General features: G+C 71.2%; 12 protein-coding genes. 1 reads left to right on the top strand and 11 read right to left on the bottom strand.

Features of this window, described 5'->3' with window-relative positions:
- Positions 1 to 6: 6 nt before the first annotated feature.
- The 7 genes from ACFWBW_RS00960 to ACFWBW_RS00930 form a co-directional block, all read right to left on the bottom strand.
- On the bottom strand, positions 7 to 426 hold the full coding sequence (locus tag ACFWBW_RS00960; protein WP_385367334.1) for a hypothetical protein: 420 nt from the start codon (positions 424 to 426) through the stop codon (positions 7 to 9).
- On the bottom strand, positions 423 to 1,289 hold the full coding sequence (locus ACFWBW_RS00955) for a SigE family RNA polymerase sigma factor (protein WP_385367332.1): 867 nt from the start codon (positions 1,287 to 1,289) through the stop codon (positions 423 to 425). The genes ACFWBW_RS00960 and ACFWBW_RS00955 overlap by 4 nt, the downstream gene beginning before the upstream one ends.
- A gap of 159 nt (positions 1,290 to 1,448) precedes the next feature.
- Positions 1,449 to 2,543 (bottom strand): aspartate-semialdehyde dehydrogenase, encoded by a 1,095-nt coding sequence (locus ACFWBW_RS00950; RefSeq protein ID WP_385367330.1) that lies wholly within the window; start codon positions 2,541 to 2,543, stop codon positions 1,449 to 1,451.
- A complete protein-coding gene (locus ACFWBW_RS00945) occupies positions 2,540 to 3,817 on the bottom strand; it encodes an aspartate kinase (RefSeq protein ID WP_266906273.1) in 1,278 nt (425 codons plus the stop codon). Before ACFWBW_RS00945 ends, ACFWBW_RS00950 begins: the two co-directional genes overlap by 4 nt.
- Before the next feature lie 121 nt (positions 3,818 to 3,938).
- Positions 3,939 to 4,586 (bottom strand): DUF5063 domain-containing protein, encoded by a 648-nt coding sequence (locus tag ACFWBW_RS00940; protein WP_385367328.1) that lies wholly within the window; start codon positions 4,584 to 4,586, stop codon positions 3,939 to 3,941.
- Entirely contained in the window at positions 4,579 to 5,178 is a 600-nt protein-coding gene (recR, locus tag ACFWBW_RS00935; RefSeq protein WP_243330636.1) for a recombination mediator RecR, read from the bottom strand. Before recR ends, ACFWBW_RS00940 begins: the two co-directional genes overlap by 8 nt.
- A gap of 96 nt (positions 5,179 to 5,274) precedes the next feature.
- Complete coding sequence (locus tag ACFWBW_RS00930) at positions 5,275 to 5,619, bottom strand: YbaB/EbfC family nucleoid-associated protein (protein ID WP_112450812.1); 345 nt, start codon at positions 5,617 to 5,619, stop codon at positions 5,275 to 5,277.
- Positions 5,620 to 5,887: 268 nt separating this feature from the next.
- Here ACFWBW_RS00930 and ACFWBW_RS00925 point away from each other — a divergent pair, with 268 nt between their 5' ends.
- Positions 5,888 to 6,613 (top strand): SLATT domain-containing protein, encoded by a 726-nt coding sequence (locus ACFWBW_RS00925; RefSeq protein WP_385367325.1) that lies wholly within the window; start codon positions 5,888 to 5,890, stop codon positions 6,611 to 6,613.
- A 58-nt stretch (positions 6,614 to 6,671) separates the two neighbouring features.
- Here ACFWBW_RS00925 and ACFWBW_RS00920 read toward each other — a convergent pair whose 3' ends face one another.
- From ACFWBW_RS00920 to ACFWBW_RS00905, 4 genes are all read right to left on the bottom strand, one after another.
- Entirely contained in the window at positions 6,672 to 7,322 is a 651-nt protein-coding gene (locus ACFWBW_RS00920) for a hypothetical protein (RefSeq protein WP_250744899.1), read from the bottom strand.
- Positions 7,323 to 7,495: 173 nt separating this feature from the next.
- Entirely contained in the window at positions 7,496 to 10,075 is a 2,580-nt protein-coding gene (locus ACFWBW_RS00915) for a glycosyltransferase family 2 protein (protein WP_385367323.1), read from the bottom strand.
- Positions 10,072 to 10,752 (bottom strand): GntR family transcriptional regulator, encoded by a 681-nt coding sequence (locus tag ACFWBW_RS00910; protein ID WP_385367321.1) that lies wholly within the window; start codon positions 10,750 to 10,752, stop codon positions 10,072 to 10,074. The genes ACFWBW_RS00915 and ACFWBW_RS00910 overlap by 4 nt, the downstream gene beginning before the upstream one ends.
- A gap of 307 nt (positions 10,753 to 11,059) precedes the next feature.
- A complete protein-coding gene (locus ACFWBW_RS00905) occupies positions 11,060 to 12,412 on the bottom strand; it encodes an aspartate aminotransferase family protein (RefSeq protein ID WP_385367319.1) in 1,353 nt (450 codons plus the stop codon).
- Positions 12,413 to 12,509 lie beyond the last annotated feature (97 nt).

Genomic DNA, 12,509 nt, shown 5'->3' with positions numbered 1-12,509 from the left:
CCGGGACTATCCGTCCGGTCGCGCTCCGCTTAGCCCCCATTCTTCCTTCTCTGGGGTGGGGGGGCTCTTGTGGTGGCGGCCCCGTCTTTCGCCCCCCCCCCCCCGCAGCCGCTCCAGCGCGTCATCGGAGGGTTCGAGCCTCACGACGACCCCGTGCAGCAGATCGCGCAGCGCGTCCTCATCGTCCACGGGACCGGAGGCGACGGGTTTGACGGCAGCGAGCTTGGCAGCAGCGGGCTTGGTGGTCGCGGGCTCGGCAGCGGCGGGCTCGGCGGTCGCGGGCTCGGCAGGTTCCGCCGTGCCCGGCTTGCCGAGCACGAGTGCCAGCAGGGCCTCCGGGCCTCCGGAGGCGGATTCGCCGGACGGCTCGGGCAGGCCCGGCAGGTCCCGGCCCTCGTCCTCGTTCGTCTTGCGGTCCTCGTTCATGCTTGCGCAGCCTCCATCGCCACCCGCAGCGCGGCAATGCCCCGCGATCCGTACGCCTTGACCGAACCGAGCGATATGCCGAGGGTCTCGGCGACCTGGACTTCCGTCATGTCCGCGAAGTAGCGCAGCACCAGCACCTCTCGCTGGCGTCGCTGGAGCCCGCGCATCGACTTGATGAGATCGTCCCGTTCCAGCAGGTCGTACGCGCCTTCCTCGGCGCTCGCCATGTCCGGCATCGGCTTCGACAGAAGCTTCAGGCCGAGGATGCGGCGGCGCAGGGCGGAGCGCGAAAGGTTGACGACGGTCTGGCGCAGGTAGGCCAGCGTCTTTTCCCGGTCCCGGACCTTGTTGCGGGCCGCGTGGACGCGGATGAAGGCCTCCTGGACGACGTCCTCGCAGGAGGCGGTGTCGTCGAGGAGGAGCGCGGCGAGGCCCAGCAGCGAGCGGTAGTGGGCCTGGTAGGTCTCGGTGAGGTGGTCGACGGTGGTTCCCGCGACCACTTCGGCCGCTGCGGTCGCCTCCACCGGTTCGGCCGCTGCGGTCGCCTCCACCGGTTCGGCCGCTGCGGTCGCCTCGACCGCTTCGGTCGCCTCGGCCTTTTCAGCCGTCTCCGCGCTGCTGCCGAGGTCCTCCGCGCTGTCGCGCGGCCCGGGGACCCGGCCTTCCTTGGCGGGTACGGACGCGCGGGCGCCGGGCGCGGTGGGCACCCCGGGCAGCACGGGGGCCCCGGACGCCGTCGCGGCGGGCGGGACGGGAACGATCACCGGGAACCCGCCGGGCGTGCGGGAGCGCAGGCGCGACGGGGTCGGGAGCGTCCCGGTGCGCGCCGGGATGACGGGGAGTTCGAGCAATGCTTCTGCCACGCCTGTTGGACACGCGTCCCCCCGTCAGGGTTGTACGCGCACGGCAGATTCATCGGCGGGATTCTCATCGTCTTCTTGCGTAGCCGCGCACCCGGACGCGCATCGTCGTACGACGACAGCCGTCGGGCCATCCACTCGATCAAGGGATTAACGATGATCCTACAAAGTCAATGAGCCAAAATCAGCCGCGATGAGCTCCGCAGTTTGTGTGGCATTGAGCGCAGCACCCTGGCGGAGGTTGTCCGCGCAGACGAAGAACTCCAGCGAACGCGGGTCGTCGAGCGAGCGCCGCACCCGCCCCACCCAGGCCGGATCCGTGCCCGCGGCGTCCGAAGGGGTCGGGAACTCCCCCGCGGCCGGGTCGTCCACGAGGACCACCCCGGGCGCCGATTCCAGGATCTCCCGGGCGTGCACCGCCTCGACGGCGCCCTCGAACCGGGCCCGTACGGTCACCGAGTGGCCGGTCAGTACGGGTACCTGTACGCAGGTCACGGACACCGGAAGCTCCGCCAGGTCCAGGATCCGGCGTACTTGCGCCCGTACGGCCAGCTCGTGCGAGGACCAGCCGTCCTCGCGCAGCTCACCGGACCACGGCACCACGTTGAGTGCGAGCGGACCCGCGAAGGGCCCGGTGTCCTCGCCCACGGCCCGGCGCACGTCCCCGGGATGCTCCCCCAGGGAGCTGCCGGCGACGAGGGACAGCTGACGGCGCAGTGCCTCCGAGCCGGCCCGGCCGGCCGCGCTCGCGGCCTGGTAGGTGGAGACGGCCAGCTCGGCCAGTGCGTACTCGGCGTGCAGCGCGCCCAGCGCCGCGATCATCGCGGCGGTCACGCAGTCGGGTCCGGCGACGATCCCGCGCGGCCGGATCCGGGCCGCGTGCCCGTTCACCTCGGGCACCACGAGCGGTACGTCGGGGTCCTCGCGGAAGGCCGCGGACTGGTCCACCACGACGGCCCCGCGCGCGGTGACGACGGGAGCCCACCGGGCCGAGACCTCGGCCGGGGTCAGGAAGAGCGCGATGTCACCCGCACCGATGCCGTCGAAGGCGTCTTCGGTGAGGGCGAGCACCTCGGTCTCCGTACCCCGCACGGTCAGCCTGCGGCCGGCCGAGCGCGAGGAGGCGATCAGGCGTACGTCGCCCCAGACGTCGGCCCGCTGGGACAACATCCCGAGCAGAACGGAGCCGACGGCTCCGGTCGCCCCGACCACGGCGAGTGCCGGAGCCGGGGCCGACCGGGCCGCGGTCGCGGTCAACGTCCGGTGCCTCCGTAGACGACGGCTTCGTCGCCGCTGTCGTTGTCGAGCCCGAAGGCCGTGTGCACGGCGCGGACGGCCTCGTTGACGTCGTCCTGGCGGGTCACGACCGAGATGCGGATCTCCGAGGTGGAGATGAGCTCGATGTTGACGCCCGCGTCGGACAGCGCCTGGAAGAACGAGGCGGTGACGCCCGGGTTGGTCTTCATGCCCGCGCCGACCAGGGAGATCTTGCCGATCTGGTCGTCGTAGCGCAGGGACTCGAAGCCGATGGTGCCCTTCGCCTTCTCCAGGGCGTCGATGGCCTTGTGGCCCTCGGCCTTGGGGAGGGTGAAGGAGATGTCCGTCAGACCCGTGGAGGCGGCGGACACGTTCTGCACGATCATGTCGATGTTGATCTCGGCGTCCGCGATGGCGCGGAAGATGGCCGCGGCCTCACCCGGCTTGTCCGGGACGCCGACGACCGTGATCTTGGCTTCGGAGACGTCGTGAGCGACTCCGGAGATGATGGCGTGCTCCACCGGCTCGTCCCCTTGCGGATTCTCGTTGCTGACCCAGGTGCCCGGCAGTCCCGAGAAGGACGAGCGGACGTGGATCGGGATGTTGTAGCGGCGCGCGTACTCGACGCAGCGGTGCAGCAGCACCTTGGAACCGGAGGCCGCGAGCTCCAGCATGTCCTCGGAGTTGATCCAGTCGATCTTCTTGGCCTTCTTCACGACGCGGGGGTCCGCGGTGAAGACGCCGTCGACATCGGTGTAGATCTCGCAGACCTCGGCGTCCAGCGCCGCGGCGAGCGCGACGGCGGTCGTGTCCGAGCCGCCCCGGCCGAGGGTGGTGATGTCCTTGCTGTCCGCCGACACACCCTGGAAGCCGGCGACGATGGCGATGTTGCCCTCGTCCAGCGCGGTGCGGATACGGCCCGGCGTGACATCGATGATGCGCGCTTTGTTGTGCACCGAGTCGGTGATGACGCCTGCCTGGCTACCGGTGAACGACTGGGCCTCGTGGCCCAGGTTTTTGATCGCCATGGCCAGCAGGGCCATGGAGATCCGCTCTCCGGCGGTCAGCAGCATGTCGAATTCGCGTCCGGCAGGCATCGGGGACACCTGCTCGGCGAGATCGATCAGCTCGTCCGTCGTGTCGCCCATCGCGGAAACCACGACGACCACTTGGTGGCCGTTCTTCTTGGCATCCACGATCCGCTTGGCAACACGCTTGATGCCTTCGGCATCGGCTACGGAGGAGCCTCCGTACTTCTGCACGACAAGGCCCACGTGCGCTCCTCGCTCAGTCCGTCTCATTGCTGGTGCAGTCTAACGAGCGGCCGCGATACGACCGCCTCGTACCACATCATGAGACGAAAAGATCACAGCACAAGTTCCCTCACCGGGGCTTTTACTTCCGGCCGAGACCGCCGAGCTCCTCGGCCATGACCTGCCCGGCCACCTCCGCGAGCTCGTCCTCCGCGAGGTCCTCGTCCGTGTCCAGCCCGTCCAGGGCGGCCAGCGGCTGGTCGAGGCGGACGTGCGCGATCAGTGACTGGAGGGCGCGCAGCGTGGCCGATGCCGTCGGTCCCCAGTTGGTGAAGTAGGAGAACTGCCACCACCACAGCGCCTCGGTGATCCGGCCCGACTGGTGGTGGATGAGGCCGTGCCGCAGGTCGGCGACCACATCGGCGAGGTCGTCGGAGATCCGGTGCGGGACCGGGGCCTTGCGCGGCTCGTAGGGGTCAAAGACCTCCGAGTAGACGTCGACCGGCTCCAGCATCACCGCGAACCGCTCGCGCAGGTCGTCCACGTCCGGCTCCGGGCCCAGGTCGGGCTCGTAGCGTTCGTCGGGCAGGACGTCCTGGTAGGCACCGAGCCGGCCGCCCGCCAGCAGCAGCTGGGACACCTCCAGGAGGAGGAAGGGCACCGCGCTGTCCGGGTCCTCGCCCTTGGCCACCTCGGTGACCGCGACGATGAAGGACTCGATCTGATCCGCGATCGAAGCCGCGAAGTCGTCCGGATCCTGTCCCAGGGCGTGCAGCGTTGCGTCAGACATCGAGAAGTCGCCTTCCTTCAAAGGCCCGCCCGAGCGTGACCTCGTCCGCGTACTCCAGATCTCCCCCGACGGGGAGGCCGCTGGCCAGGCGGGTGACCTTCAGGCCCATGGGCTTCATCATGCGGGCGAGGTAGGTGGCGGTCGCCTCGCCCTCCAGGTTCGGGTCGGTCGCGATGATCAGCTCGGTGACCGAACCGTCCGCGAGCCGCGCCAGCAGCTCCCGGATGCGCAGATCGTCCGGGCCGACGCCCTCGATCGGGCTGATCGCCCCGCCGAGGACGTGGTACCGGCCCCGGAACTCGCGGGTCCGCTCGATCGCGACGACGTCCTTCGACTCCTCGACCACACAGATGACCGTCAGATCGCGGCGCGGATCGCGGCAGATGTTGCACCGCTCCTCCTGCGCCACGTTCCCGCACACCGCGCAGAACCGGACCTTGTCCTTGACCTCCAGCAGCGCGTGCGCGAGGCGGCGGACATCGGTGGGCTCGGCCTGCAGGATGTGGAAGGCGATCCGCTGCGCGCTCTTGGGCCCGACGCCGGGCAGCCTGCCCAGTTCGTCGATCAGGTCCTGGACCACGCCTTCGTACAACGGACTGCCTTCTTTCGGTTCTGAAGTTCGTGAGCGGGAGAGCGGGGAGAGCGAGAGGTCGGTCGGGTCGGTCGGCTCGGTCGGGTCGGTCGGGTCCTAGAAGGGAAGGCCGGGGATACCGCTGCCGCCGCCCAGGCCCTGGGCCAGCGGGCCCAGCTTCTGCTGCTGGAGCGCCTGCGCGTTCTCGTTGGCCGCCTGGACCGCCGCGACCACCAGGTCCGCGAGCGTCTCGGTGTCCTCGGGGTCCACGGCCTTCGGGTCGATCACCAGCGCGCGAAGTTCACCGGAACCGGTGACGGTCGCCTTCACCAGGCCGCCGCCGGCCTGGCCCTCGACCTCGGCCTGCGCCAGCTCCTCCTGCGCCACGGCAAGGTCCTGCTGCATCTTCTGGGCCTGCTGGAGCAGCTGCTGCATGTTGGGCTGACCACCACCGGGAATCACAGGTCACTCACTCCGTAGCGTCGGGCCAAGCGCCGGCGGCTTGGTCAATCCGAGCCTACGTGCTCCCCGGGCGCCGCGCCCTACGCCGTGAGGACCAACTCTTTCGAGTGAGAGACGGGGCGTGCGCGTACCTGATGACGCCCCCCTTGCGGGCGGAAATCCCGGGAATCGTCGCCCACCGCGTCTCATTCGAAGGTAGGAAGAGCATGCGCACCATTGCGCACACGCGCACCACCACACGTTCAGCGCAGGCAGAGGGAGTGCCCGGGTGAGTCAGCCGGAGATGCAGCCCGAGGGGCCACCCCGGGATCCCGCTGAGGACGGCGACCTTACCGGCCGGCCGTTCCCTCTCGGGGACTGGGGCGAGCCCGCGGAGCGGCTCGACGAGCTCTACCGACGGGTCGAGGCCGACGCGCTGCGCACCGCCGAGTGGTACCTGTCGGACCGGGCGTGGAAGCGCCGGGGGGCCCGGATCCTGCGGATCGGGGCCGCCGTCGGCGCGGTCACGGGCGCCGCGATGCCACTGCTGGAGCTGACCGGCTCGGTGCCCGGGGCGTCCTCGTACGGCTATCTCGCGCTGCTCCTGGGCGCGGCCTGCCTGGCCTGCGACCGGTTCTTCGGCCTGACCTCGGGCTGGATGCGGGACGTGGCCACGGCGCAGGCCGTGCAGCGGCGACTGCAGACCCTGCAGTTCGACTGGGCCACGGAGAACGTGCGCGAGATCCTGGGCCCCACCGAGGGCACCGCCAGCGAGGCCGCGGAGCGGTGTCTGACCGTGCTGCGCCGCTTCTCGGAGGACGTGACCGAGCTCGTACGGTCGGAGACCGCGGAATGGATGGTCGAGTTCAGCTCCGGCCCCGCCCCGCTGGTCATGCAGTCCCTGGGCGCGGGCGGATCCCGCTCGGACGCGTACGTCCCGCCTGCCCGCTTCCCGCTCCCCCCGGGCACCCGCCCGAACATGCCCCGCCAGCGGCCGCCGGAGCAGCCGCGCTGACGGGGCGGGGCCGGCTCCGCGCGGCGGCGCCGGCCCCGTTCCGTACCGGTCGTTCGCGTCAGCTGAAGATGATCATCGAGCCCTGACCGAGGCTCCTGGTCGCAGCCGCGTGCAGGCCCAGCCATACGTGCCGCTCCCGAGCGAAGGGGCTGTCGTCGTACGGGATCGGCCCGGCGGGCTCCTCCAGCGACGTCGGCCGCCCCGGGGGCGCCGGAGCGAGCGGCGGGTTGCGGGGGTCTATCCCGATCGCGGGAGCCACCAGCGCCAGCTCGCGCAGCAGGCCCTGCGCGGACCCCAGGGGCCCGCCCCCGGCCAGCAGCTCCTCGTTGGCCAGCGGGTACGCGAAGTCCACGGGGACGTAGGCCCCCGCGTGGTCGTAGTGCCACACCAGGTGCGACTGCTGCGCCGTCGGCTCGAACATCTCCAGCAGTTGCTCGTAGTCCCCGCCCAGCTCGTCCACCGGTGTCACCGGCAGCCCGCAGATCTGGAGCAGGTACGCCCGCCGCAGGAAGTGCAGGGCGTCGTAGTCGAAACCGGCCACCGGGGCGACGTCCCCGGAAAGCCCCGGCATGTACGCGAACACCGGCACGGACGGCAGTCCGGCCTCACCCAGCGCCTTGTCGTACGAGGCGATCTCTTCCGCGAAGGGGTTGTCGGGGCTGTGGCACAGCACGTCGACAAGGGGGACCAGCCACAGGTCACAGGCCACTCGGCCTCCGATCAGTCGTTGTCGCCGATCGGGCCAGCGTAGTGCGCCGGACACGCTCAGCGAAGGGGTGAGCAGAACCTTGGGACGCGAACCGCGCCGGATCCAGGCCGGATCCAGCCTGATCCAGACCGGATCCAGGCCGGGTCGGCGCCGGGCCGGCGCCGGATCCGCGTCTACGGCTCCCCCGGGCCCACCCTCCAGACCCACACGTCGCGCACCTGCTCCGGCTCCCGGCCCAGCAGCCCGGTGATCAGTGCCCGCAGCTCCGCGTCCCGGTCCTGGCGGGGCAGGACCACCGCGCCGGCCTTCCAGTACTCCAGGTCCTGGCGGGCCTGCGTCCGCCAGCCGGCGTCGACCACCGGCGGCTCGGCGCCGTAGCGGACGTCGCGCAGGAGGTTCGAGAGGTGCCGCGGGGTGGCCCCGTAGATGCCGATCCGGTCGGGTCCCCACGGGCCGTTGAAGTAGCCGCCGGCCAGCCGGAAGCCGAAGTCCGCCTCCACCTGCCAGTGCAGCGCGTCCGCCTGGCCCGGGTCCGGCAGCGGTACCGGAACGAGTGCCTCCCCGTCCTTGACGTAGCCCTTCCAGTCCCCGGAGGTGATGAAGGCGGGCACCGGCGCGCGGTCCCGTACGGTCAGCGGCAGCGGCAGGATCGGGATCAGCGCGGCCGCCGCCCCCAGCAGGCCCAGCGTGCGCAGCTCCCGCGCGGGCAGCCGCAGGATCCGGTCGAGCGCGAGGGCGAGCAGGATGCCCAGGATGGGCGCGCACACCATCGCCACGCGCCCCTCGATCACCGACTCGAAGAGCGGCAGCTTGATCATCAGGCGCCAGGGGCCCGGCAGCACGATCTCCGTGCGGGGTACGGGTACCCACGGCCCGAGGGACAGCAGGAGCGCGGTGAAGCCGGTGATCGCGAGGGCCCGTACGGCCCTGCTCCGCCACAGCCACACGCAGACGGCCACACCGAAGGCGAGCAGGGGCCAGCCGTAGAAGGCGTTCTGCTCGGTGGTGTTCAGGGAGAGCTTGCCGGCCGTCTCGGGGTCGCCGAAGAGGGAGCGGGCCGCGAACTCGATCAGGGCGCGCGGACTGTTCCCGGCGTTGTCCCCGTGCAGGACCGAGTGGTAGCTCTGCGGGCCGAAGAACTGCCAGTACAGCGGGACGGCCACCAGCGGCAGGCACACACCGAGCGCCACGACCAGGCCGGAGCCCAGCGGCCGCGCGGCCACGAGGGCGCGGCGGGGGGCGACGAGGAGGTAGGCCAGGCAGAACACCAGCATGCCGAGCGCGGCGATCAGCAGCGGCTCCTCGCCGATGAAGATCTGGTACGTCGCGAAGAGCCCGAGCAGTACCCCGTCACGGGTCACATTGCGACCGTCGCGGTGACCCTCGCACAGGCGCAGGGCCCGGTCGATGATCAGCGGGATCATGAAGAGGACGACGAAGTTCGGATGGCCGTTGGCGTGCGAGACCATCGGCGGCGCGAAGGCGGCGAGCGCCCCGCCCGCGGCGGCCGCCCAGCGGCTGCGCACGAACCGGCGGCGGATCAGCCAGTACCAGGTCCAGGCGCTGGCAGCCATGCCGAGCGTGAGGACCAGCGCGAAGGTGACGGTCTCGCCGAACAGCAGCGTGACCGGGATCAGCGGGACGTTCAGGCCGAGCATCGTGGCGTTGGCCATCAGGTTCACGCCGTCGGGCATGCCCTGGGAGAGGGTGAAGAGCGGGTTGCGGAAGTGGGTGATGTTGTCGGTGGTGACGCCGACGAACCACTCCCACTGGTTCTGGTCCTGGAGCGCGTCCGCGAGGTAGGCGCCGTCGAGGTCCGCCCACAGTCCCTGGAAGACGTAGAGGGAGAGCGCGATGAAGGCGGCGGCCACGGCGAGGCCACCGGCGTTCAGGCGGAACAGGTCGCCGAGGGTGCGCAGGCGATCGTGGCGCGGGGCCGGGGCGTTCCGGGTGCGGTCGCCGCCGCGGCCGCGGTGTACGGGAAGCTCGACCTCGGCCACGTGCCAGCCCTGGCGGCGGACCCAGCGCAGGACCTCGGCATCGATGGCCGGTCCGTCGAGGGTCGAGGCGCCGAAGGCGGCGCGGGCCCGGTCGCCGTCGAAGAGGGCGAAGGCGCAGGTGTCGGCACGGAATCCCGGTATGCCGGGGATGCCGAGGGTGCGGACCAGGCGGCCGCGGGAGCGGCCGAGGACCACGGCGGGGAGTGCGTCGCCGTCCGTGCCGTCCCCGGCCGGGGCCAGGAGTTCCTCGAGACGGGCCAGCTCGTCGAGCGGGGTGCTGAGCGCGGCGTCGGTGAGGAGCACCCGGTCGCCGGCGGAGGCGAGCACTCCGGCTCGGAGGGCGGCGCCCTTGCCGGTCGCGCGGTGGGCTGCGTGGGCGGCGTCGGCGGTTTGGCCGGTTTGGCCGGTTTGGCCGGCGTCGGCAGTTTGGCCGGCGGCGGTTTGGCCGGTGTCGCCGGTGTCAGTGCTGTCGGCGCCTTCGCGGAGGCGGATCAGCCGGATCCGGGGTTCCGCGGCGGCGGCCGGCGGCGGGGCAGCGGCGTCGCCGGTGACCACGATGAGTTCCCAGGCGCCGGGACCCGCGCCGCAGTGGGCGTCGAGGTGCTCGCGCAGGGTGGTGAGGGTCTGCTCCGGGACGGGACCGGGGATGGGGACGACGACGGACAGCCCGACGGCACCGAGCCATCGCGCACCGGTGGGGGCCATGGGGGCCTGCTTCTCCTGGTCGGCGCTCACGGCGCTCTCGCCGCTCATGCTCCGGCCACCTTCAGGCCCGCGGCCCAGTCGAGACCGTGCTGGTTGTACGCGTGCACGAGGCGTCGTACCTCCTCGGCGTCCGCGCGGGTCACCGCGTCCATCAGTTCGTTGTGGCCGGCCCACAGGTCGGAGCGCAGGTCCGGCTCCGCCTTCAGATGGGGCACGGCGAACACCCAGCACTGCACCCGGATCCGGTGCAGGAATTCGGAGATGTAGATGTTGCCGACCAGCCCGCTCAGCTCCCTCCAGAAGCGCAGGTCGTAGCCGATCAGCACGTCGAGCGAGCCGTTCAGCGCTGCCCGCTGCGCCTCCTCCGCGCGGCGGCGCACCGAGACCAGCCGTTCCCCGGAGCCGGGGGCGGTGCCGCGTTCCACGAGCCTGCGGAAGATGCCTTCCACGATCAACGTACGAGCCTCGATCATGCCCCGGAAATCGTCCACGGTGAAGACTCGGACGCGGAAGCCGCGGTGCTGGACGGAGTCGAGGAGGCCTTGGGCGGAGAGGTCGACGAGCGCCTCGCGGACGGGGGTCGCCGAGACTTCGTACTGCTCGGCGATCTGTTTGACGGTGAACTCGCTCCCGGCCGCCAGGCGTCCCGCGAGCACCTCGTCACGCAGCGCGTCCGCGATCTGCTGGCGAAGTGTGTTGCGGGTGACAGCGCCGCTGCCTGGCATAGGGGTCCGTCTCCATCTGTGGGCTTCGGACACCTTAGGCCAGGCAGCACGGCCGAAACCGATCGGTTTGTGGCCGCTATGTGGATTTAGTGCCCGTTATCCGGACGGGCCGCTCTTCTCGTCTTGATCATTTGACCCTGCGCGGGTCCCTCCCAGAGCACCCGCGCAGGGTCGTCCTCGCTGCTCGGAGCCTGTTCGCGGCCTGTCCGCGGCCTGTCCGCGGCCCGTTCGGGACCCACCCCCGGCCTCGCTCCGGGGGTGGCCGTCAGGCTCGGTGAAGCCCGGTCAGGCGTCGACCAGAGCTCGGTCAGGCCGAAACGTGCCGGTCGGCGACGGTCAGCGCGTCGTCGAGCAGGGCCAGGCCCTCCTTCGCGTCCGCTTCCGTGATGTTGCACGGAGGGACGACGTGGGTGCGGTTCATATTGACGAACGGCCACAGCCCGGACGCCTTGCAGGCAGCGGCGAACTCGGCCATCGGCGCGTTGTCGGCGCCCGCGGCGTTGTAGGGAACGAGCGGCTCGCGCGTCTCCTTGTCCCGTACGAGTTCCAGGGCCCAGAAGGTGCCCAGACCGCGCACCTCCCCGACCGAGGGGTGGCGCTCCGCGATCTCGGCGAGGGCCGGGCCGATCACGTTCTCGCCGAGGTGGGCGGAGTGCTCGACGATGCCCTCCTCCTCCATGGCGTTCATCGTCGCGACGGCGGCGGCGCAGGCGAGGGGGTGACCGGAGTAGGTCAGCCCGCCCGGGTAGGGGCGCGTGGCGAAGGTCTCGGCGATCGCGCCGGAGATCGCGACGCCGCCGAGCGGGACGTAGCCGCTGTTGACGCCCTTGGCGAAGGTGATCAGGTCGGGGGTGACGTCGAAGTGCTCGGCGGCGAACCACTTGCCGGTCCGACCGAAGCCCGACATGACCTCGTCCAGGATGAAGACGATCCCGTAGCGGTCGCAGAGCTCGCGCACGCCGGCCAGGTAGCCGGGGGGCGGGGTCATGATCCCGGCCGTGCCGGGGACCGACTCCAGGATGATCGCGGCGATCGTCGCCGGGCCCTCGAAGGCGATGGTGTCCGCGAGGTGGGTGAGGGCGCGGGCGCACTCCTCGGCCTCGGTGGTCGCATGGAAGGGCGAGCGGTAGAGGAACGGTCCCCAGAAGTGCACGACGCCGGCGGCGGCCGTGTCGGAGGGCCAGCGGCGCGGGTCGCCGGTGAGGTTGATCGCGGCGGAGGTGGCGCCGTGGTACGAGCGGTAGGTGGACATGACCTTCTGCCGGCCGGTGTGCAGCCGGGCCATGCGGACGGCGTTCTCCACGGCCTCGGCGCCGCCGTTGGTGAAGAAGATCTTGTCGAGGTCGCCGGGGGTCCGCTGCGCGATGAGGCGTGCGGCCTCGGAGCGGACGTCGACGGCGAAACCGGGGGCCAGGGTGCAGAGCCTCGCGGCCTGCTCCTGGATCGCGGCGACGACCTTGGGGTGCTGGTGGCCGATGTTGGTGTTGACCAGCTGGGAGGCGAAGTCGAGGTAGCGCTTGCCGTCGTAGTCCCAGAAGTGCGACCCCTCGGCTTTGGCCACGGCGAGCGGGTCGATCAGGGCCTGGGCGGACCAGGAGTGGAAGACGTGAGCGCGGTCGGCGGCCTTGACGGTGGCGCCCGAGGTGACGTGAGGGGTCATGGCCGCAACCGTAGAAGTGTGCAGGTGGGGAGGGATATCGGCGGTCTGTATGCGGGTGGGGGGCGGGTCTCGGCAGTCTGTATGGGGAGGGATTGAC

This window comes from Streptomyces sp. NPDC059957, from assembly GCF_042730015.1.
Lineage (GTDB): Bacteria > Actinomycetota > Actinomycetes > Streptomycetales > Streptomycetaceae > Streptomyces.
Note: the sequence above shows the minus strand (reverse complement) of the source record. Positions and strands in the feature narration are given on the sequence as shown.